The following is a 21,329-nucleotide window of genomic DNA, read 5'->3' as shown; positions in this document are numbered from 1 at the left end:
AGAATTTTTTCTCCTTTTTGACATGATAATACCCCTTAGACAATTGGATCTATAGGGGTATAACGGCATAATTAGTCATTATAAGGAATGTCCTTCCAGCTTGCTCCCAATCTAGATGTTGAAACTTTTACCAGGAACAATCGTATATGGATGGTAGCTTGTAATTTCTGGAGGATTTAATGAATATAGATGCAATCGTACGATTAGTTTTAATGTTAGGGATTCCGGCCTTCATGATGTGGCGGGAGTATAAAAAGATGTCAGAAGAAGAACGAAATGATGTGAAGACTTATTTTACGAGTAAGCGTTTTATCTCTACGATTGGTTTAGTGACACTCGGTTGGGTATTCTTTTTGCTTGGACCAATTTTTGAAATGACATGGATGGAAACGATTGGCGTTGCACTTCTTTCTATCGGAATAATGCTAGGCATTGTTTTGACATGGTTAGATGTATCATCAAAGTGGAGGGCAGTGCTAAAAACGATCACTTTATTAATCGCTTTTTCTATCCTGTTATGGACGAATAAATAGGTGCAGCTCTCTGCCCCTATTAGTCTTTGTATACTTTAGCTTCTTTTTTACGATGAAATTCAATTTCCGAAACCACCGCTTCGAAACAAAAACCCGATAAATTCAACGCCAATGTAATACACAATGCTAACTAAAATAGTAAAACCAAAAGACAAACTCCTCCATTTACCATTTTCACTGAAATACGCTAAAAGCAGTGCTGAAATTGTTCCAACTATCATAATCGATCGAAAAACAGCTGTATTATCAATTAGCATGAAAACCCCAATCACCACTAAAGCAATTGATATTATAAAAGAATATAAAGGGAAATACGCCTTCATAAATAACCTCCTCATCTGTAGTTACTTTATTAACTAAGGCTCTTTTCGTAAAGATTGTTGTTTTTAAAACGAAACTATATAAGGTTGATTGGAGCGGAAGTGCGAGACTCCTGCGGGAGCAGCGGGACAGGTGAGACCCCACAGGCGTTTACGCCGAGGAGGCTCACCGCCCGCCCCGCGGAAAGCGAGCATCTGGAGGGGAAATCAACCACAACTCACTACCTGGTAAATAGCAACAAAGTATGTGAAAACAGCCAATAAAAAAGAGCACATATTATATAGGATAATATGTGCTCTTCTTTTATTCGCGGAAGACTGTGCCCGATTCTTCCTCCTTGCAAAATAATAAGCTGAGGTTATTCAATGTGTAAAGTCTAGCGGTAAAAATGAATAAGTCACTGTAGTTGTTTTCAACGTACTCCTCAATGATCCCCATCCCTTTTCTGAATCTATCAACTAATAAAGCAGTGTAGTTTTCATCCCATGTAAACCGATTGATTCGTTTAAGTTCATCGGCCAATACTTGAAACTTAAACTCCTCAACAAGAAGTTTTAATTGATACAATTTATCTCTATTTAAACAAAGGCAATTGTTTTTATTTTCATGATTTTCCCGGACGAATGTAATGAAACCATTTATATTATCAGCCAGCATATTCGCTATTTGCATCTCGAAGTTCATTTCTAACATCTCCTCAATGTCTGGAATCTATATGAAGAGTGTATGATTTGAAATGATATTTTAACACCAACAATTATTCTTAGAGTAGATTTCCTTATTTCGCCTATGCATTTCGTACTATGATAGAGTTTATACAAAAAAAATGCCCCCTTTCCTTCCAAGGGGACAATCTCAGCTTTTCGTTATCACATTGAATCCAGAACCAAAGAGATAAGCAGACCTGCCGCGGTGAATATGCCCGTGATCGGTCCTCCGTCTTCATATGCTTCAGGCATCATCGTTGAAGCGATCATGGCGATGATTCCGCCGCCTGCAAAGGCTGCCATCGCTGCCAGGATATATTCCGGGGCATGATCGAGGAATAGATAGCCGGACATCGAGGATAGTGCCGAAATGAACAGTACGGATAACCACAGCAGCATGATTTTCTTCCTGGAATAGTCACTTTTGAGCAGACCTGTTGTACTTGAGAGCCCCTCCGGAATATTACTGATGAAGATGGCAATGACCAATAGCCAGCTTACCGAGCCGCCGCTTATTAAGCTTGCACCAATCATGATCGACTCCGGTATGGCATCCATCACCGTCCCAATAAAAATGGCCAGGCCCGCTTCTTTCGAAGAGCTATTATTGGACCGTTTCCTTTTAACCGCACCTTTTTTGGAAACAAGAAAATCCAAGCCAGTAAACACGGCGGCTCCTGCTATGAATCCGATTGCCGTCGCCCTGATTCCTCCATCACGCACCGAATCTGCAAGCAGCTCATATGCTGCTGCACCAATCAATACACCTGTACCAAAAGCCATAATATAGCCAATGATGTTTTTCTTTATCGGAATGAAGATGGCTGCAAGTGCGCCAAGCAAGACAGCAGAACCCGAAACCCCTCCCCAAAAAAACGCATTCCACATCTTATCCCCCCATTTCCTTTTTATAGGTAAGTACCCGGGTTGAAGATAGGGTAAACGGGGGCAGGGTAAAGATACGGTTAGCGCGCTTTTTGCAAATGGCCTCAAAAAAAAGCAGTTATATTCGCTGCCATGGTAGTTGTGTATAGAATAGTAGAGTCGCTATGATTATCCTAGCCTTCGCTGCCTTATATGACTGATATTTGCGGTTTTCCTTCTTCTCTTTCACTAACCTTTTCAATTTTATCGACAAACATTTGAAAAACCTTTCTCTTTTCTTCCAGCTCTTTTATAGACTCTTTCAATTCGTTCAATTTTTGTTCAAAAGGTTTATGATATTGCTCGCGGATGTTTCTAATAATTTCATCATTTATAGTGGATTGTACAACTTGCTTGGTGATATTGAATTTATAGGAATAAACCTGAAGATCACGCTTAACTTCTTCATACTCTTTTTCTATCCCATTTAATACATCACTGATTTCTTCATTCCATTCTACTAAAGCCTTTTTCACATGTTCCTCCACCCTTAATCCCCCTCTTTAACTAACAAAAAATCCATCTCCATAAAAACTTATTTTATCAAAAGTTCATTTCGGTTTCTTTTCGGCTTGGTTACTTAACAAATAAGTTTTATTAAAAACAGATAACAGCGAGTTACGAAACACTTTTGAAAAATCATATAGAATGAAACATGACAACTATAACCTATGGAGGTGTTCAGTCTGATTCATACAGTTAAACCAGGTGAAACACTGACACAGATATCCAGGGACTATCGGAAACCGCTTTCGGCAATCATCAATGCTAACCCGACCATAAATCCAAATGTCATTTATCCTGGTCAACCCATCATGATCCCTGGTTTTCCCCCTCCTGATACCATTCCATTTCAGATCGATGTGTCCGTTAACAATCGTAAGCTGAAGCTGCTAAAAAATGGAGTACTGCAAAAACAATATCCGATTGCTGTTGGAAGAATGCTTTTCGGTACACCAGTAGAAAGATCGAACTAAGAGAGATAATAAACTTAAGGATAAATTTATGCCATGGTATATTAAAACATATGGAGATCCAAAATGGGCGGGAGCTGATATACATCATGAATTGCCAATAAAATATGGCGGAACAAACTCGATGTCTAATTTATTTCCTTTGCCAAAAAAACTCCATCAACAAACAGTAACTCCTTGGTGGGCTTCATATTAATTAATAATGGAGGGTATTAGTGAATTGAGTCATTTTGTGCAAAATACATTGTCCGGATTAAAGAAATTGTTAGATAACAAAAACCAAATGAAGTCAGTATCAGAGGAAGGGGAAGTCTATAGCGTTTCGTGTTCTTTTAACCCTCCAATAAAGACAACTGAAGTTGAAAAGTTTGAAAGTGAACACGATATCAAGCTTCCTGAAGACTACAAGGCATTCTTAACCCTCCATAATGGAGCAAGAATATATGAATCAGTCGATGACGACGGTGTTAACATAGGAGGAGGTCTTCATTTATTTAGTTTAGATGACATAAAAGAAACTCAAGAAGTTGAATATATAAGTGAACATGGGATTCCTATCGCACACCTATTGGAAGATTGTTATCTAATATTAGATAATGAAAAACTAAAGAGTGGGGATCCGAATTACCTTAACATTTTGGAATTTACAGATATAAATACTTTAAACCTTAACTTTGAAATCTTCTTAGACCGCTACATTATTTCACAAGGTGTGCCGTTTTGGAGCTGGCCTATATACACAGCTGAAAATTACTATAGAACTAGGTAAAATAAATAAAAGAGCGATTGCTAATTAAATGCAGTCGCTCTTTTTTAATATTATTTCGACTCGATTTCAAGTATCACTGTTTGTTTATGTTTAGGATTTTTAGTTTTGTCTGTTTCGTAAATAACGTCTGCTGGATCGTTTAGTTCGGATTCTTCTTCTTTAGATGTCTTTCCTTTAGATGCCTTTACATTCGATTGAGAAGAACAACCAATTAACATTAAGCCAGCAAGTAAAATGACAGCATATTTTTTAATCATGTATGCAGCTCCTTATTTGATTGTTAAAAGCATAGCATGGAAAAACATCACTTTTGTGTCACATTTTGAAAAAGAGGGGGAGAAATATTGAAATCCACTTAATTTAGTTGAAAGACTGACATAAACAAATCATTTTGGTTTTGCTCATGAGGTGAGGGAAAATAGTCATGGTGATACATAGTTTGAATTTTTACTAGTTACAAAAAAAAATGACAGGGATCTCGCCTGCCATTTCTATCAATTCATATTTATCGGCCAATAATAAAACACTAGTGTAACCATGATAATCATGACACCGCTAATCATTAAATAGGCTGGGTACCTAAGGGTGATATTCATTTCCTTTTTCTCGTCTATTTCAATTGGGGTTTGCAGGATATTAGCCTGAAACTCCCTTTCTTCGATCGTGATCGTTCCATACTTGGAGCCAATAATGAGTGCGCCTATGCTTAAGATCAAACCAATGATGACAGAATTGAGGTAAACGGGAAGGCTTATTCCGAACATGCCAAGGCTTTCTCCGAGAATCACGCCAAGGAAGCCGAATACGATGCTCCAAAAGGCTCCTTCTTTCGTTACCTTTTTTGAAAATACGCTTGATATGGCGATCGGCCCCCAGGATGCGGCGAATAATGTGGCCGCAAAGTAGCCGATCCACATGACAGCAGGCGGCTGGAACAATCCAATCAATAAGATGATCAAGCTGATGACAACCATAGAAATGCGGCTGGCCCGCAATAGATGATGATCTGTGTATTCCTTTTTCCGTGATTGTTCCATGATATCCCGTGTAATGCTGCTTCCTATTATCTGAAGGAAGCTCGAACAGGAGGATAATGCCGCAGCCATGATGCCGCTAACAATGATGACCCCAAGCCATGTCGGGACAATATTCATCGCTGCCCAAATGAATACCTTTTCCGTCGGTGCGATATCCGCTTTAATGGTGGTGATTGTCGAGATGCTGATATGGAGGAACAAATAGACGGTCAAGATGGATATGGTTGCCCATACGCCGGCACGGATGGCTACATGTTCATTTTTTGCCATTAAGTATCGGCTGCTTTGCCAAGGGCTTACTGCAATGACGATGCCCCAGACCAAGCCCATGATGACTGCCCAGGCCAATGCCTCCCAAGGAGTTCCCATCGTTGCCCCAGATCCAGTAATCCCATGCCAGCTTAATAAATCAGGTCGTTCAGCCAGGTTTGCCGCTTTAGTAATGGCATCAGGGAATCCGCCTGCCGATTTGATGATATAAGGAAAACTAAGATACGTTGCGATGGAGAATAAGAAGAACATCACCGTATCATTGACCATGACTCCCTTCGCTCCTGAGAGAATGGTAAAGGATGAATAGACGACCCACATGATCACCAACGCCATTGGATAGGAAACACCGGAAACCTCGGCCAATAAAACGGCAGCCCCTTGAGTAACGGCAACTAAGTATGCAGAGATTCCGAGAATCGTCGTGATGGCAGCTGCCAGCCTTACCTTCTTGGAATGAAAGCGGTTACCAAAAAATTCAGGTACCGTCAATGATTTGCTTCTTCTTAAATACCTGCCAAACAGGAATACTCCGAATATATAGCCGCTTGCATTAAAAATAACGAGGATGAGCAGCAGGATCGGGTACCCTTCATAGGAAAATCCCGCTTCTCCCATGAAGGATACGGTACTTAAGAAAGATGCAACAAGTGTACCGGTTATCATCAATGTGTTTCCGCTTCGTCCAGATACATAATACTCCTCTGAGCTTTTCACTTTCCTGAATAAAAAGATTCCGATCGAGACATAAACGCAAAAGGATACGATAATACCAAGCAGAAAGGCCACTTACATCCCCACCTTTTCAATCGGATCTTTTGCTTTTATTGCTTCTTGATTCCTTTTCATTTTTATCAGGAAAACCTTCGTAATCCACCCCATGACAATTAAGGAACCCCCATAACTTAAAGAGAAAATTAACTCACCCATTTCTTGACCCCCTTATCAAAATTGAAATAATCAATAGGGTAATATGCAATATCCATACCAAGTTTTTGAATATTCAGACTTTATGAGAGTTTATTTATTATTAATCGTCCTGATAGCTAAATTGGTATTTGCCTAGCTTGCGCATGATCGTCGTTTGACTAACCTCAAGGGCTTTGGCCATTTTTCTGGTTGATTTATATGTAGAAAGGGCTTGTGATAATAATTGCTTTTCCGTTTCCTCTAACGCTTTTTTCAAGGGAATGATTCCTGTTAAATTGACTAGTGCCGTATCTTTGTAGGTTAAATCGGATGGCAGATCCTCTATCGTTACGATAGGTTTTCTAGCCGTCACGACAATTTGTTCAATTACATTTTCCAATTCCCGAACATTCCCCGGGTAATCCTGCAGCTGCAGAATTAACTTGGAATGATCATCGATCGTGATTGATTGACCGTATTTTTCATTGAACTTCTTCAGAAAATAATCGGTTAATAATAGAATATCCTCCTTTCGCTCACGCAGCTGCGGGATTTCCAATGGAACGACATGCAGCCGATAATAGAGATCCTCGCGAAATTGATTATTCTTGATCATTTGCTTCAAGTCTTTATTAGTAGCGGAGATAATCCGAATATTCACCTTTCTCTCCTTGGTTCCTCCAACCTTCATGAATGTTCTGTCCTGGACCAGATGCAGGATTTTCACTTGAATGTCGAGTGGCATTTCCCCGATTTCATCAAGAAACAGCGTGCCGCCATCAGCACTCTCAACAAGCCCTTGTTTCCCGTGCTTATTTGCCCCCGTGAATGCCCCGCTTTCGTAGCCAAACAGCTCGGACTCAATTAATGCCGATGGAATCGCACCGCAATTAACTTGAATAAATTTCTTATCCTTTCTATTGCTAAGATCATGAATGACCCTTGCTAAAACCCCTTTCCCGACTCCGGTTTCACCATGGATGAAGATCGATGAATCCATTGGGGCCACTTTTTCAGCTAATTCCAAAACCTCTATCATCTTATCGGAATTTGTAATAAAGTTATTGAACGAAACGGTTCTCGAATTTTCATGCTGGGCCCGCTGGTTCCTAAGATTCACTCTGTTCAATCTACTCTTCATCTCAACCAATTCCGTAATATCCCTGGAATTCGAAACGATTCTATATAAGTTCCCCTCCTCATCGAAAATCGGCTTCGCTGTGCAGAATACAGTCACTCCATGCGGATAGGTTTGCTCCGCTGAATGGATCGCTTTCGTTTTCATCGTTTTTAATGTAACCGAATTGACGATCAACCCCTTTTCAACCAACTCTTTAATGTTCTTATTAATAAAGGCCTCCGGCGGCAGCCCTGTAAGCTTCTTACAGGCTTCACTCACGAACAACGTGTTTCCGTTCTCATCCGTTACGAAAATTTCATCATAACTGGAATGTAAGATCTGCGTTAGCTCCTTTACCTTCCTTCTTGTCACCTCCAGCTCTTCATGCAGTGATTCATTTAGACTTATTAAACTCTTAAGCTTCTTTTTAAGCAGCATTTCCCTGACTTCATAGATCGGATAGCATCTATATTGGTTATCACTATGTTGAATCACAAAATCATAGGTGCTCATATCCTCTTCACTTAGCTTATCTAAATCCTCCACAACGACAAACGATCGGTTAAGCAAATTCATGATTTCCTGATTAAGACCATCGCTATCCAATTGCTTCAAAAAGAAACCTTCATCCAATATGCCGAGGATCTCCAAGTGATTTTTCATGACAATAAAAGGCGAGGAATTGATTTTCAGTAATGCTTTCACATCCAAAATAGAAATATCGGAAAATACAATTAGTGATTCTTTTTTTACTTCCATCACATCACCCCATATTTTGATTTCGAACCGATTTTGTTACACTTTTTGATACGAAAAGATATATGTGACCCTCTCAAAAGCAAGCAATGTCTCCATATCAGCCAATCTAATGCTGAACCTATAATGAATCACCACTTTTCAAAAAAGGTTCAGTTTTCTATATATAAGATACTCGATTCATGGGCCATACCCTCCTTTTAAAAGTTAAAAAACTATTTTCATCACCCTTCCCGGAACGGCATGGTTATTGCATATTGAACCTGTATAAGGATAGGTAGGGGGGCGATCAATGCCTCTATACTCTCATTCTATCTAAAATTAGGGAGTGGTCATGGATATGGCACAATTCAAGAATCTGTTTACCCATTTAACGATCGGTTCTACTGAATTAAAAAACCGGATCTTAAGTACAGCACATCAAACAAATCACGTAACGGACGGGATCCCCACTTTCGAAATGGTGGCCTATCATGAAGCTCGCGCAAAAGGCGGAGTCGGATTGATCATCCTTGAAGCCGCATCCGTACATCCATCCGGCATGCTTACGTCCAAAACAATCGCAGGCTATGACCAAAGGATTGTCCCAGCCTACAAAGAGATTTCCGAAACGCTCCATAAGTATGGAACGAAGGTTTTCTCGCAGCTATTTCATGGCGGAAGGGAAGTCGTATCGAGCGACTATCGAAATGCGGCATGGGCGCCATCGGCCGTTCCCAGCCTGCGCTTCGGCGTGATGCCAAAACCCATGAGCTTAGAAGATATTGAAGGTGTGATAGAAGGCTTCGCCCATTCAGCACAGCTGGCAAAGGAAGGCGGACTTGATGGAGTTGAAATTTGCTGTTCACACGGATATCTTCCTGCCCAGTTTTGGTCAGTGCATACAAATAAACGCACCGATCTCTATGGCGGATCATTCGAAAATCGGATGCGATTCATTGTCGAAATTTTGGAGAAAGTATGGGAAAGAGTCGGGGAAGACTTTACCGTTGGCATTCGCATGAGCTCAGATGAACTGACGATGGACGGGACAACGATGAAGGATTCCGTGCAAATCGTCGAATATCTTGCGGAAAAAGTTCGATTGGATTTCATCAATGTCACAGCCGGAGATTCAAGCACCTTCGAGGGATCAACACATATCGTGCCGCCATCACCGATAAAGCACGCATACCTATCTCCACATGGATTCAAAATCAGGATGGCAGGAGCCGTACCGGTCTTTGTCGGCAATCGAATCGTCGACCCCGTTGAAGCGGAACAGATCGTATCAACCGGAAAAGCCGATGTCGTCGGAATGACCAGAGCCTTAATCGTTGACCCTGACATGCCCAACAAAGCAAAAAGCGGTGACCTGCAGGCAATCGATGCATGCATAGGCTGTTTACAAGCCTGTATCGGTCACTATCATAAAGGACTTCCGATTGGCTGTGTCCAAAACCCAACAACAGGTAAAGAAGCATGGATACTACCAGAATTAAAGAAAACGAGAAGCAAACAAAATGTCCTCGTCATCGGTGCCGGACCCGGTGGATTACAGGCAGCCATAACAGCGGACTATCTCGGTCATTCCGTTACACTGATCGATCAAAGCAAATCAATCGGCGGCCTGCTTCGCACCATGCGAAAAGCACCGATGCGTCATGAACTCGCAGAATCGATGCTCGATAACTACTCCAGGAAACTAATGAGAAGCAATATAAATGTGCAATTAGGCAAAACAGCCACCGCCCAAGAAATAACCGAAGCGAACCCGGACGCCATCATCTGTGCCACCGGCTCACGGCCCTATACACCAGCCATCGAAGGAATCGATGACCCACGGATCATCATGAGTGATGACCTCTTCAGCTCAACTAAAAAAGTGGGGGAAAACGTACTCGTATTCGACTTTGGCGGCGACTGGCCCGGCATGGAAGCAGCCATTTACCTAGCGGAAAAAGGACACCAAGTCACACTCATATCATCACGCCTGCACATCGGTGAAACCGTCCACCAATATCTCAGGAACGAATACCTAAAAAAACTATACAACCTAAACGTCACACTCCTCCCCCATTACGACATCGGGGCAATCAAAAAAGATCACGTCATCATCCGGAACCTATTCACCCAACAAAAACAAGAACTAACCAACTGGGACTCCATCGTCCTCTCCCTTGGCCGCATTCCCAATACAGAACTATTCGAAGAAATGAAAGGCCATGCGCCTATTGTGAAACAAATTGGGGATTGCCTTGGTCCGCGTACTATTGAGGAAGCTACGCATGAGGGGATGATGAGTGTGTTAAGTTTATAGGGGGAAGAGACATTCCTTGGGTGGGATGTCTCTTTTTCTTATAGCTTTCAACTGCCCTAAACCTCTAACCAAATATTATCCATTTGCTCCATCGTTTGATTTAAATATCAAGACATCCACCATTAATAGATCCAGTTTGTATTTAAAATACGATTTTCAAAAAAACACATTTAGTTATTAATCCCTTTCATATAAAATTTAGAGGTGTAAGGCTGATATATTATCACTTTTAACCTCATCTACGTTTTCTATGATAGATGCATAGAAGGGTTTCTTAGAAAAGCGTTGATAATCACCAATTACATAAAACTCTTTTTTAGCTCTTGTAACCGCTACATTTAGTAAATTAGGCTTTGAACATGACCAATTAGCCGCTCCATCACTATTTTCATCTGTACCAGTTACCAAATAAACAATGTCAGCTTCTTTCCCTTGAAATGTGTGAACAGTACCTACAGATTTTTCCAACCAATCCTTTATTTCTTCATTAGAAATTTGCATATTTTTCAGCCTCTGTTTTAGGACCTGTTTAATACCATCTTTCACTGCAGTAAAAGGTGAGATTATATATACATCAGGAGGAGCGGAGGCCTTTTCCCATAACTCAACAATATGATCTGCTACTAAATCTCCCTGCTCTGTTACGAACTGACGATTTACAGCCAATCCTTTACAATCAAACCAAGCACTCTTCCCTCGACTCTTTTGAGCTAATACCATTTTGTTATCATAGGCTATTTCATTCGCAATGGTAAACATAGGATCTAAGCATCTTCTGTGAACCCATAATGGTGTTCCAATCCATTGGTCATAATTATTGATCATTCCGTACGGATTTGCTAGATCTGCTAATGTTTGAACAGAGGCACCCGTACCAATATATTTATCATCTACATTGGAGTACTTTCTGATATCCCCTAAAATTGTTTCATCGATTGTTACAACTGGTTCAATTTGAATTGGGTCACCTACTACTATTACTCTCTTTGACCTCCATATAGCACCAGCTGATTGCTGGGGACTTGCTTGTCCCGCCTCATCTATAAACAAGTAATCTATACATTCATCTTCTACACCTTTATACATAGAGCTAAAACTTGCAAAAGTTGTACTGACCAACGGTGTAATTAAATGAACTGACTTCCAAATATTCTTTAGATATAATCTATGATCCGTATCATTAAGATTCAATTGTTTACGATTATTTAATAATCGCAAAGTAGATTTGATTGCTTCAAAATTAAAAGCTAGCATTAATTTATGGAGTTTCATGGCCTTTAAAAACAGTAATCCCCTTGTGAAATTTAGTTCGTCCGTAAGCCAAATTGTATTTAATTGGCGACGTTCGTATGACTGCTTCGAATTTGACCAGTAGCCTTCCTCAGGTAAGGCTATTCCTTGATTTTTATAATAATCTAACTGTTCTGCGAAAGAAGCTAGTATTTCTTTTACTCCTTCTACCTTCGCTTTAGTCTCCTCTAGTTGTTTTCTTTTTAGGTAAAGCTTTTTTTCTTCTCCTTTTAAGAATGAAATAATAACATTTAATTCCTTTTCCAACTCAATTTTTTTTATATTTTTTTTGAATAGGATTCTTTGCAAAAGGGATTGCTTAGGTAAGGTTTTGATTTGTTGTTCCGTCAATCGCTTTTGCTGTTCTAAATGTCTCTTCTCATCCTCTATATTCATTTGATCTTGCTCAAGTATAGGTAGCTGATTCTCTAACTCTTTTAATAGCATATCTGAAGCTTGTATGCTCTTATAATCATCGGAAAATTTTTGAAGATTCTCTTTTTTTTGTCTTACTAATTCAAAAATATTCTGAAAATCCTTTACAGCATCATCCCAATCTTTTAATTTTACTTGCTTACTGTCATGTTCTAATTGTTGAAGAAAAGCTTCTCCATTGTTATTACCACCATATAGCTTCCAACCAAATTTAGATATATTATCAGATTTTCCAAGAGCTCCAGAAAAAAGCCCCCAGGTATCACTATTGTCACCTAAAAGATCTTTTGCTGCTGATGGGTACATAGATAAATCTTTCGCCTCTTTAGCATACAATTCATCGTAATCTTTGAATTTACTTTTTCCAGCAGGACGAATAATTTCATCCTTTTTAGGAAGGTCCTTTGAGATATTTTCAACAGCCCCATTATTGCTAGAAGCAACAACCATAGAATACTTACTTAGTGTTGAATCTAATAAATAGATAGGATAGTGATAACCTTTTAGATTAATTGTTTTCACTTTCTTAAAACAATCAGTGGGATTATTAAATTGCACCATTCCTTTTCCTCTTTCGACTACAATGTTAGCAAAAATATCTTTTAATAACGTAGTCTTCCCTGTTCCTGGCGGTCCATTGACAGAACTAATTTTCTGGTCATTTTTTAAGATTTGATTTACAGCTACTTGCTGCATTAATGACAATCTATGATCTACTGGTGACGGCCAGCGACCATCTGGCATGTTTTTAGGCTGTAAGATTTCTTCAATATATTCTTTATTTTCATTAATATCTATTCGTTCTTCAATCCCTTTTCCTTCAATAAATTGACCAAGTGTTTCGTTCTCTCCTTTCTTTAGTATTTGTTCTAAGTCTTCTTGGTAGAAGCTGTTAAATTTCTTAGATCTGGGTTCTTGGTCTGCTTTAGTAACTTCCATCCCCAAATAGTTTAGTTGATCATTATCTAATCGATGAAAATACTGCTGGTAAACTTGCTGAATCTTTATTAAAGACTCTTTTGTTACTCCATTAATAAAGATGGTCTGTGCCTGTTCCTCAAACAGTTGCAATTGGCTCCGGAAAGGGGTGATGAGATCCTCATAATTTACTCTTGAATTTTCCGTCATTATTTTCATTACATACATAAGGAAAGGAACAAATAAAGAATCTTTTACATATTGCCCCTTGCTGTCTACTGAAAAAGAAAAACTAAATAAAGTTTTATGCTCCTTATTAATAATCTCTTCCTTATTTTTAAAAATTTCTCGTATAAAGCGGACAAGTTTATGATAATCAAAACAAGCTAGATAATACTGGTATTGAATTTGATATTTATCTTTACGTTTTAATTGATCCTTCTCCCAAGGCCGTTCATAAAGCTTTATCAAACGTGTTTTAGCCCTATTTTGATTATCTTTAAAATAATCTTCTTTTATTACCTCACCTTTACCAGAAACTTCGCTTGGGGCTAATGATTCTACTAAGAGCCATGACTCAAGCACTGACTTTATTCTGTTTATTTCCATCTTTTCACTCCCATTGTTATTAACTTTTCATTTACCTCAATGCTGACCGCGAAAGATTAGTTGAGCCAACAAACAAGCAATCTTGCTCTGCTTTTGAAACAGATAAGCTAAGGATGAAAGGACCTCCCGTTACTTCCGGACATCAGTTCTTGAATCAATCTCCAAAAACTTCTGCAATGAAATCTGGCTGGGTCACATATAAATAATCACCTGTACACTACTTAATTTCAGCTCCGCGTTCAACAACTGCTTTTAATGCTTCACTTCAAAGTTTATTTTACAATTATAACAAAACATCCTATTTTTACCCAAATTCTTCTTTTATAACAAACCTCACTTAATCATGATATTATTTAATCATAGCAAACCTATAGGAGGATAAAATGAAAAAGCAAGTTAAAGTAGTCGCAGCCATCATTGAAAATGAAAAAGATGAAATACTATGTGCGTTACGCTCTCCAGATATGAGCATCCCGAACATGTGGGAATTTCCAGGTGGAAAAGTAGAAAAAGGCGAAGATATTTTTACTGCTTTAAAAAGAGAGATTGATGAAGAATTACAATGCAAGGTTGAAACAGAGACTTTAGTCTTTAATGATAATACGCATGAATATGAAACCTTTATCATTAACCTACTGTCAATAAAATGTAAGATCATTGGAGGTACCCCAACTGCCAATGAACATTCTAAACTCATATGGTTAAAGCGCGAGAATCTAAGCTCTCTAAAATGGGCTCCTGCTGACATTCCAGCTGTGGAACAATTAATAAATGAAAAAAATAGTCTTCTCAAATGAGAAGACTATACTCTTTTAGTGAACTCAGTATATAAACTAGCTGGGACCTCATTCTCTAATTCCATTGTAACGGTAATTGGCTTTTCCCCTTCATATTCCACGGTGTTACCCTTGCCGATATAAATATAAGGTTCTGTCTTTCCATCTATTTCTTTATACTTTCTAATAAATAAATGTAAATGTATCCCTCTATCCTGGTTGAATACAATATTCTTTCCTCTCTCAGAACTTGGGGCTGTACTATTTGGAGTCTGCCATTGAAAAATGCGTTCGTTTATAAATTCATCGTGGTAATTAATGCTCTCTTTAATATCTTCTTCCTTGTGCAAATCAATAAATAAGAAATAGTCATTTCCATTCGAAAGTAGACCAGAACCCCTAAAAGCACTGTGGCTTTTGCGATAATTTGAGAGTAATGCAGCATCACCCATTTGATATTGCTCATACAGCTTCAAATGTGGCACACCATAGTAGTCTTCTTTAAATTCCTTTTCATATCTAAAGATTCCATAAATAATAAGATCTTCGATATACGTTCTATATTCTTCATTCTGTAGAACCTTTTGATAAGAAGAAGTCTTAGATAAATGACCATCTTCAAGAGTAAATAACTTAATGTTCCTCTTTTTCTGACCAGGATCATAAAAATCCTGATTTAGACACTGTAAGGCATGCAATACGCTATCTTCATCTACCTCTTTAACTAACTTCAATATCTCACGTTTTGCGGTTTCTAAAGAAATCTCATCATGGTCCAATAGATATTTAGCTATAGCAAACTCATACACTCGCTTTAAAGGTAGCTTACTCGATAATTCTTTTAATACTCCTTCAAAAGCCTCATCTAGTAATAACCTTTTCAAGGAGTCGTCTTTTTCTACTTTTGCTACAAATTGCAAATATGTTTTATCGCGATTAATAAACTTAATCGGATCCGGAGCTCCATCAAATTTCATATAATCCATTAATAATAAAGGAATTTTACCTTGATTCATTTTCTTAAATTCAAAATACTCTTCCTTCAAATACTTCAAAGAATTAAAGTTTTCCTTATCAATCTGCGCTAATATCCGTTCTTCAGAAATTTTATCCATTTGAATATGCGTACACCCTGGAATATTTGCAAAGCCAGTTGCAATAGCAACCTTCAAGCTTTCTTTATCATAATAACGGCTTCCATTTAATGCTATGGCAATTAAGAACGTTTTACTATGATTCCCAATGAAATCAAGTACCGTTAGGAAAGTCTTGTCTTTATGCTTACGAAGTCCTCTTCCCAGCTGTTGAATAAAAACAATCGGAGAATTAGTAGGTCTTAACATTAGTACGGTATTTACTGAAGGAATATCAACACCCTCATTAAAAATATCAACCGTGAAAATAAATTCTAAATCATCATGGTCATCTTCTAACTTATTTATATAATACGATCTCTGCTCGACTGAGTCATTTCCAGATAAACAGATACTTTGAATACCCCTACTATTGAATTCTTGTGCCATGTATTGTGCATGTTCAACGGTTACGCAAAACCCTAGGCCTTTTCTTTTTTCACCGTCATGCCCATAGAAATTAATATTCTTAATAATAAAGTCGACTCTCTCGTTAACCTTTAATCTCTTCGTTATCTCCGCTACATCGTCAATATCTACATCACTTAAATCAATTCCCTCAATGTCGGTAATACCAAAATAATGAAAGGGAATAACCAGTTCATCCTCTAAAGCCTCATGTAAACGAACTTCTAATGCAACATTATTATCAAATAGATCAAAGACATTTTGTTGATCGCTTCTCTCTGGAGTAGCTGTCATCCCTAATGTGAATTGTGGGTCGAAATATTCTAGCACTGCTTGATAACTAGGGCTTGTTGCATGGTGGGCCTCGTCAAAAATAATATAATCAAATTCGTCTCGTTTAAATTCCTCGTAGCATTTAGACACAGTTTGTATGGTAGAAAAAATATAATCAGCATTTTTTTGCTTTTGATTCCCAGTCAGTAATCCAAATGTCAATTTTTCATTAGGAAGGAGCTTTTCAAAAGTCTCTTTTGCTTTTTTTAATATTTCTTCCCTATGTACAATGAACAGTAATCTTTTAGGCTTGAATACCTTTACGTCAAAAGCAGACATATACGTTTTACCCGTACCTGTTGCTGCTATAACTAAGGCCTTCTTTTCCCCAAATGATCTAATTCTCTCAAGGTTTTCAACCGCACGTTTTTGCATGTTATTGGGAATGATATATTCAGAGCTTTCATAAATAAATTGCTGCGTATTCGTATAGCCCTTTAATTTACTCAAAAACTCTTCATACTTACTAATAAAATTGTCATCAGCTACGACGCTACTATTCCATAATCCATCATATTCCTTAAGAACATCTTTAAGAAATTGAGCATCCTCTTTAGCAATAATCTCGACATTCCACTCAATATTACTCTTAAGAGCACTTTGAGTAATATTCGAAGAACCAATAATCACCTTATAACTATCCTTAAATTCAAAAATATACGCTTTCGTATGAAAACCAATCGCCTTATCTGTTTCAAAAATCTTCAAATGAATATTACTAAACTCATTTATTTTCTTTAAAGCCTTCGCTTCAGTAAAATTCAGATAAGTAGAAGTAATAATCTTCCCCTTTACTCCCCTTTTTTCCGCGTTCTTGAAGGTATCCAACAACAGCTGAAGACCACTATAATTAATAAAGGCCACGCTAAAATAAAACTTTTCACACTCATTTATAGAAGAAATTAATTCATTTAATAAATTACCCTTGTCTGAATTGACAATTAGCTTTTTCTCGATGCTCATGGGTTGGCTCCTGACTGTGGTTATATAAGAGAATGTTTCATATTTCAAAAGAAACATTGAATAATTTGTCGAACATTAGTGCTTAGATAATGATAGCATGGAATTTACCATAAAAAAACAGCTAACCAGAAGGGTCAGCTGCATAATCTTCATTTATTTCAAATAATGTCTTATGTTACTAGTAATAAAATTAATGTCATTTATGATACGGTTCACCTTATCACATTCAAAAGTTTTACCTTCTCTGCTCATAAATAAATATCGACAACTTTAAATTTAATATAAACCTGATGTTTCAACCAGCATCTGTTTAATTATACCAGTATCTATATTTAGTTATAATAGGTGCTAAGTAAAGAATAATGGAGGTACATTTATGAAAGCCACCGAGACAAACTTTTTACAATTTCTAAAAGGGCCAAAGCAATTCGTTATTCCTATTTATCAACGTACATATAGTTGGACTAAAAAACAATGTGCGCAGTTATGGGACGATATTGAACGAATTTCTGAAGATGTGAATCTATCAGCACATTTCTTAGGTTCAATTGTTTATGTTGAGAAAGGTTTATATCATGTAACTTCTGTTCCCCAACTTTTAGTAATAGATGGTCAGCAAAGATTAACGACCTTAAGTCTAATATTATCTGCGTATTCTGAGGTAATGGAAGAACAGATTAAAACCTGCGAATCAATTACATCAAAGAAAGTTCGTAATTACTTCCTTTTTAATGCTGAAGAAGATGATGACACCCAGTATAAGCTATTATTAACCCAAAAAGATCGTCAAACTTATATTGATTTACTTGAAAGAAATGAATTCGAGGATGATTATTCAAAAAGAATTGTAGAGAATCAGAAGTACTTTAAGGATAAAATAATGAAAAGTCAATTAACTTTGGATGAAATTTATCTGGCTCTTAATAAACTTATTGTTGTGGATATAGCTTTAGATCGTGATAAAGATAACCCCCAATTAATCTTTGAGAGTCTCAATTCCACAGGGCTTGATTTATCGCAAGCTGATTTGATTCGAAACTATTTCCTGATGGGGTTGCAACCAAAAGATCAGGAATACCTATATAACAAATATTGGTATAAGCTTGAAATGAAGTTCGACAAACTACCTGATTCAAGCTATTTTGATCGCTTTATTAGGGATTATATTACGCTTAAAACAGGAGTAATCCCCAAAATAGGTTTTGTATACGAGGCATTTAAATCCTATGTAACTGAACACGCTCACCTATCAACTGAAGAAATAATTATCGATGTTTACTCATATGGACTATATTATGTAAATCTTAATTTGCGTGATAAAGATCCCGTACTTGAAAATGTATTTCGTGATATACGTGGACTTAGAGTAGATACCGCAAATCCATTCTTAATGCAAGTCTACAATGACTATGCACAAAACATTATTAATAAAGACGAGCTAATTACTGTTTTTAGATTAGTTGAAAGTTACGTTTTCAGACGTGCAATTTGCAGTATACCAACAAATTCGTTAAATAATACTTTCGCATCTTTGTCAAAAGAGATTGATAAAACTGACTACTTAAATAGTTTAAAAGCAGCATTTCTATTTAAAACATCCTACCGGCGCTTTCCATCTGATGAAGAATTTCGTCGAGACTTATTAATCAAAGACCTGTACAACTTCAGAAATCGTAATTATCTGTTACGAAAGCTGGAAAATCATAATCGAAAAGAAATCATCAATGTTGAAAATTATACTATTGAACATATAATGCCACAAAACAAAAACCTTTCAGTTGAATGGCAAACAGCTTTAGGATCAGATTGGGAAGCAATCCAACTTTCTTATCTTCATACTTTAGGCAATTTGTCTTTAACTGGCTATAATTCTGAATTAAGCGACCGAAGTTTTACTGAAAAACTATCTCTTGTAGGTGGCTTCAAAGATAGCCCATTATGGCTAAATCGTAGCGTTTCGAAATTTTCAACTTGGAAAAAAGAATCGATTGAAGAAAGAGCAAATATCTTAGCCGAACGAGCAATTACTGTCTGGCAGTCTCCGACTCTTTCAGAAGATGTTTTAAAACGATTTAAGAAAAACGAAAATGAGTCAAAATCAAAAACAGATTATTCAATTGAACATCATGCCAAAGCATTTAGTTCTGAAACCCATAAGTTATATGACTTATTAAAAACTCGCATCTTAAACATAGATAGTTCCATACATGAGGAAGTAAAGAAATTTTATATCGCCTTTAAGTATGGGAATAGAAATTTCGTAGATTTATTACCAGCAAAACAAACTATAAAGATTTGGCTAAATTGTAAATTCGGTGAATTACATGATCCTGATCATCTTGGAAGAGATGTCACAGATATTGGCCACCGTGGAAATGGAGACATCGAAATTAGTTTAAAATCAGAGACAGATTTAGAACCTATTATGGACCTTATTCAGCAGTCATTTATATTAAACTCTGATTCAGAATGAATAATATATAAGCAAATATTTGTAATCCTTACTCTAGTATAAGGAGTTACTCTATTTATTAGTAAGAGACCCTTCTTTCGGAAGGGTCTCTTGAATAGTAAAGAACAATTATCTTTCACCCGCGATTAAGTCTTTATCACGATCGCTTTTTTTGGCATCAGCCACATCATTTGTTCCTAACGAGACACATTTCCTTTATCCCTATTCTTTTTCATCCATTTTCTGCTTTAAATATTCAGCAATTTCAGTTTGCCCTCTTTCAATGGCAAATGCATAAGCATCCATATCATTCATGTTGTCACCAGAGTATTTTATAGATATATCTATATTATTATCAACTAGCAATTTAACAATTTCAAAATGACCACCATATATTGCAGCAAACAGAGGATTCCTATCTGGTTCACTAGTATCAATCTCAACATTCTGGTTAATGAGATATTCGACAATATCTAAATGGCCTTTTGTAGCTGCTCTTTCAAGGGCATTTGTAGAAAAAGTTCCGCCCTGTGCATTAGCATCTATCCCGGCATTAATAAGATATTTTATCATTTCTAAATGCCCATGAGCTGCTGCTATATGTAACCATGTACCAAAGGGTGTTACCCATGTTAACATTTCTGGTTCTTTCTCAAGTAAATCCTTCAACGTTTCCAATTGGCCACTTTTTATGGCACCTCTAATGTCTTTCGCAATTTGAGTTTTATCCATTTTAATTTCTCCTTTATTTCTTATCTTCTAGAAGCAGCTTGTTTTCCAAGGTCTTCTAATATTTCAATAATATCATCTATGTCTGCACCTGCCGTATCAACTGCTTTCAATTGATTCACAACATTCTCCAAAGCCGCAATATTATGTTGCCCCATAATTCTATTTGGTGCCCAAACAAGATTTTCTTTACCAATTATAGGGTCAATACCGTACTTTCTTAATATTTCTTGCCCTTCTTGTACGAGTTTTTGCTGAGCCTCACCTAGACCTTTTTTGAATAAAATATGATGTGCATGTGGATTTACCATAGCAGTAGGTGGGCCACCTATTAATCCTCTAAGATACTTACCAAAATCAATTTTAATTAATGCCTCATTATATTGTTTAGTAATTCCTAAATCAGACATCTTTTTACTTATCTCAGACAGTTCATCTACACTAAAAGTATACTTTATGAGTAAAATTTATGAGCTTTTTCGTTCCTTATTTTCGAACTTTAGAGGAGATGGGATTACATAAAGATTTATTATTTTTCTTCAAAAATAAAAAGTTGATACAACCAACTTTCTTGGTTGTATCAACTCCAGTTTGTAGACAAAAGGGGTTCGGAATTAAAAAATTCCGAACCCCTTTTTGAGATTCCCTTTGAATTTTTGCCTGA

Annotated in this window: 17 protein-coding genes and 1 pseudogene; 6 read left to right on the top strand and 12 right to left on the bottom strand. The window is 37.2% G+C overall.

Features of this window, described 5'->3' with window-relative positions:
- Nucleotides 1–179: 179 nt before the first annotated feature.
- Nucleotides 180–533: a hypothetical protein gene (locus N9I19_RS19700; RefSeq protein ID WP_317778742.1), complete on the top strand. Its 354-nt coding sequence runs from the start codon at nt 180–182 to the stop codon at nt 531–533.
- Nucleotides 534–592: 59 nt separating this feature from the next.
- Here N9I19_RS19700 and N9I19_RS19695 read toward each other — a convergent pair whose 3' ends face one another.
- From N9I19_RS19695 to N9I19_RS19680, 4 genes are all read right to left on the bottom strand, one after another.
- The gene (locus N9I19_RS19695; RefSeq protein ID WP_317778741.1) at nt 593–856 is read right to left on the bottom strand and encodes a hypothetical protein; all 264 of its coding nucleotides are present in this window, start codon (nt 854–856) and stop codon (nt 593–595) included.
- 301 nt (nt 857–1,157) lie between these two features.
- Nucleotides 1,158–1,538 carry a hypothetical protein gene (locus N9I19_RS19690; RefSeq protein WP_317778740.1) on the bottom strand — a complete coding sequence of 127 codons (381 nt, stop codon included), beginning with the start codon at nt 1,536–1,538 and terminating at the stop codon, nt 1,158–1,160.
- 185 nt (nt 1,539–1,723) lie between these two features.
- A complete protein-coding gene (locus N9I19_RS19685) occupies nt 1,724–2,449 on the bottom strand; it encodes a ZIP family metal transporter (protein WP_317778739.1) in 726 nt (241 codons plus the stop codon).
- Between the two features lie 185 nt (nt 2,450–2,634).
- A complete protein-coding gene (locus N9I19_RS19680; RefSeq protein WP_230300828.1) occupies nt 2,635–2,973 on the bottom strand; it encodes a hypothetical protein in 339 nt (112 codons plus the stop codon).
- 198 nt (nt 2,974–3,171) lie between these two features.
- Between N9I19_RS19680 and N9I19_RS19675 the strand changes: the two are divergent.
- Nucleotides 3,172–3,447: pseudogene (locus tag N9I19_RS19675) on the top strand (LysM peptidoglycan-binding domain-containing protein); the annotation flags it as partial.
- Nucleotides 3,448–3,679: 232 nt separating this feature from the next.
- The gene (locus tag N9I19_RS19670; protein WP_317778738.1) at nt 3,680–4,228 is read left to right on the top strand and encodes an SMI1/KNR4 family protein; all 549 of its coding nucleotides are present in this window, start codon (nt 3,680–3,682) and stop codon (nt 4,226–4,228) included.
- Nucleotides 4,229–4,278: 50 nt separating this feature from the next.
- On the opposite strand, the gene N9I19_RS19665 is transcribed toward N9I19_RS19670, so the two are convergent.
- The 4 genes from N9I19_RS19665 to N9I19_RS19650 all read right to left on the bottom strand — a co-directional run bounded on the left by N9I19_RS19665 (nt 4,279) and on the right by N9I19_RS19650 (nt 8,323).
- Nucleotides 4,279–4,485, bottom strand: coding sequence for a hypothetical protein (locus tag N9I19_RS19665; protein ID WP_317778737.1), 207 nt, complete (start codon nt 4,483–4,485; stop codon nt 4,279–4,281).
- A 237-nt stretch (nt 4,486–4,722) separates the two neighbouring features.
- On the bottom strand, nt 4,723–6,324 hold the full coding sequence (locus N9I19_RS19660) for a sodium:solute symporter family protein (RefSeq protein ID WP_317778736.1): 1,602 nt from the start codon (nt 6,322–6,324) through the stop codon (nt 4,723–4,725).
- Entirely contained in the window at nt 6,325–6,465 is a 141-nt protein-coding gene (locus N9I19_RS19655) for a hypothetical protein (RefSeq protein WP_185147820.1), read from the bottom strand.
- 100 nt (nt 6,466–6,565) lie between these two features.
- The gene (locus N9I19_RS19650) at nt 6,566–8,323 is read right to left on the bottom strand and encodes a sigma-54 interaction domain-containing protein (RefSeq protein ID WP_317778735.1); all 1,758 of its coding nucleotides are present in this window, start codon (nt 8,321–8,323) and stop codon (nt 6,566–6,568) included.
- Between the two features lie 337 nt (nt 8,324–8,660).
- Here N9I19_RS19650 and N9I19_RS19645 point away from each other — a divergent pair, with 337 nt between their 5' ends.
- Nucleotides 8,661–10,619, top strand: coding sequence for an oxidoreductase (locus N9I19_RS19645; RefSeq protein WP_317778734.1), 1,959 nt, complete (start codon nt 8,661–8,663; stop codon nt 10,617–10,619).
- A 198-nt stretch (nt 10,620–10,817) separates the two neighbouring features.
- On the opposite strand, the gene N9I19_RS19640 is transcribed toward N9I19_RS19645, so the two are convergent.
- Complete coding sequence (locus N9I19_RS19640) at nt 10,818–13,871, bottom strand: DEAD/DEAH box helicase (RefSeq protein ID WP_317778733.1); 3,054 nt, start codon at nt 13,869–13,871, stop codon at nt 10,818–10,820.
- A 383-nt stretch (nt 13,872–14,254) separates the two neighbouring features.
- Between N9I19_RS19640 and N9I19_RS19635 the strand changes: the two genes are divergently transcribed.
- Entirely contained in the window at nt 14,255–14,668 is a 414-nt protein-coding gene (locus N9I19_RS19635) for a (deoxy)nucleoside triphosphate pyrophosphohydrolase (protein WP_317778732.1), read from the top strand.
- Between the two features lie 5 nt (nt 14,669–14,673).
- Here the strand turns inward: N9I19_RS19635 and N9I19_RS19630 are convergent, their stop codons facing one another.
- Entirely contained in the window at nt 14,674–17,484 is a 2,811-nt protein-coding gene (locus N9I19_RS19630; RefSeq protein ID WP_317778731.1) for a DEAD/DEAH box helicase, read from the bottom strand.
- A 376-nt stretch (nt 17,485–17,860) separates the two neighbouring features.
- Here N9I19_RS19630 and N9I19_RS19625 point away from each other — a divergent pair, with 376 nt between their 5' ends.
- On the top strand, nt 17,861–19,957 hold the full coding sequence (locus tag N9I19_RS19625) for a GmrSD restriction endonuclease domain-containing protein (RefSeq protein WP_317778730.1): 2,097 nt from the start codon (nt 17,861–17,863) through the stop codon (nt 19,955–19,957).
- Between the two features lie 201 nt (nt 19,958–20,158).
- On the opposite strand, the gene N9I19_RS19620 is transcribed toward N9I19_RS19625, so the two are convergent.
- Both N9I19_RS19620 and N9I19_RS19615 read right to left on the bottom strand, forming a co-directional pair.
- Nucleotides 20,159–20,668: an ankyrin repeat domain-containing protein gene (locus N9I19_RS19620; protein ID WP_317778729.1), complete on the bottom strand. Its 510-nt coding sequence runs from the start codon at nt 20,666–20,668 to the stop codon at nt 20,159–20,161.
- A 20-nt stretch (nt 20,669–20,688) separates the two neighbouring features.
- Entirely contained in the window at nt 20,689–21,075 is a 387-nt protein-coding gene (locus N9I19_RS19615) for an AHH domain-containing protein (protein WP_317778728.1), read from the bottom strand.
- Between the last annotated feature and the right edge of the window lie 254 nt (nt 21,076–21,329).

Source organism: Peribacillus sp. CSMR9 (genome assembly GCF_033141925.1).
In the GTDB taxonomy this organism is placed as follows: domain Bacteria; phylum Bacillota; class Bacilli; order Bacillales; family DSM-1321; genus Peribacillus; species Peribacillus simplex_A.
The sequence above is the reverse complement of the archived record's forward strand: the minus strand, read 5'-3'. Positions and strand labels throughout refer to the sequence as shown.

What these genes read in the sequence shown, in the direction of transcription:
- N9I19_RS19700 (WP_317778742.1), top strand. Translation starts at nt 180, where the DNA reads ATGAATATAGATGCAATCGTACGATTAGTTTTAATGTTAGGGATTCCG.
- N9I19_RS19695 (WP_317778741.1), bottom strand. Translation starts at nt 856, where the DNA reads ATGAAGGCGTATTTCCCTTTATATTCTTTTATAATATCAATTGCTTTA.
- N9I19_RS19690 (WP_317778740.1), bottom strand. Translation starts at nt 1,538, where the DNA reads ATGAACTTCGAGATGCAAATAGCGAATATGCTGGCTGATAATATAAAT.
- N9I19_RS19685 (WP_317778739.1), bottom strand. Translation starts at nt 2,449, where the DNA reads ATGTGGAATGCGTTTTTTTGGGGAGGGGTTTCGGGTTCTGCTGTCTTG.
- N9I19_RS19665 (WP_317778737.1), bottom strand. Translation starts at nt 4,485, where the DNA reads ATGATTAAAAAATATGCTGTCATTTTACTTGCTGGCTTAATGTTAATT.
- N9I19_RS19655 (WP_185147820.1), bottom strand. Translation starts at nt 6,465, where the DNA reads ATGGGTGAGTTAATTTTCTCTTTAAGTTATGGGGGTTCCTTAATTGTC.
- N9I19_RS19650 (WP_317778735.1), bottom strand. Translation starts at nt 8,323, where the DNA reads ATGGAAGTAAAAAAAGAATCACTAATTGTATTTTCCGATATTTCTATT.
- N9I19_RS19645 (WP_317778734.1), top strand. Translation starts at nt 8,661, where the DNA reads ATGGCACAATTCAAGAATCTGTTTACCCATTTAACGATCGGTTCTACT.
- N9I19_RS19640 (WP_317778733.1), bottom strand. Translation starts at nt 13,871, where the DNA reads ATGGAAATAAACAGAATAAAGTCAGTGCTTGAGTCATGGCTCTTAGTA.
- N9I19_RS19635 (WP_317778732.1), top strand. Translation starts at nt 14,255, where the DNA reads ATGAAAAAGCAAGTTAAAGTAGTCGCAGCCATCATTGAAAATGAAAAA.
- N9I19_RS19630 (WP_317778731.1), bottom strand. Translation starts at nt 17,484, where the DNA reads ATGAGCATCGAGAAAAAGCTAATTGTCAATTCAGACAAGGGTAATTTA.
- N9I19_RS19625 (WP_317778730.1), top strand. Translation starts at nt 17,861, where the DNA reads ATGAAAGCCACCGAGACAAACTTTTTACAATTTCTAAAAGGGCCAAAG.
- N9I19_RS19620 (WP_317778729.1), bottom strand. Translation starts at nt 20,668, where the DNA reads ATGGATAAAACTCAAATTGCGAAAGACATTAGAGGTGCCATAAAAAGT.
- N9I19_RS19615 (WP_317778728.1), bottom strand. Translation starts at nt 21,075, where the DNA reads ATGTCTGATTTAGGAATTACTAAACAATATAATGAGGCATTAATTAAA.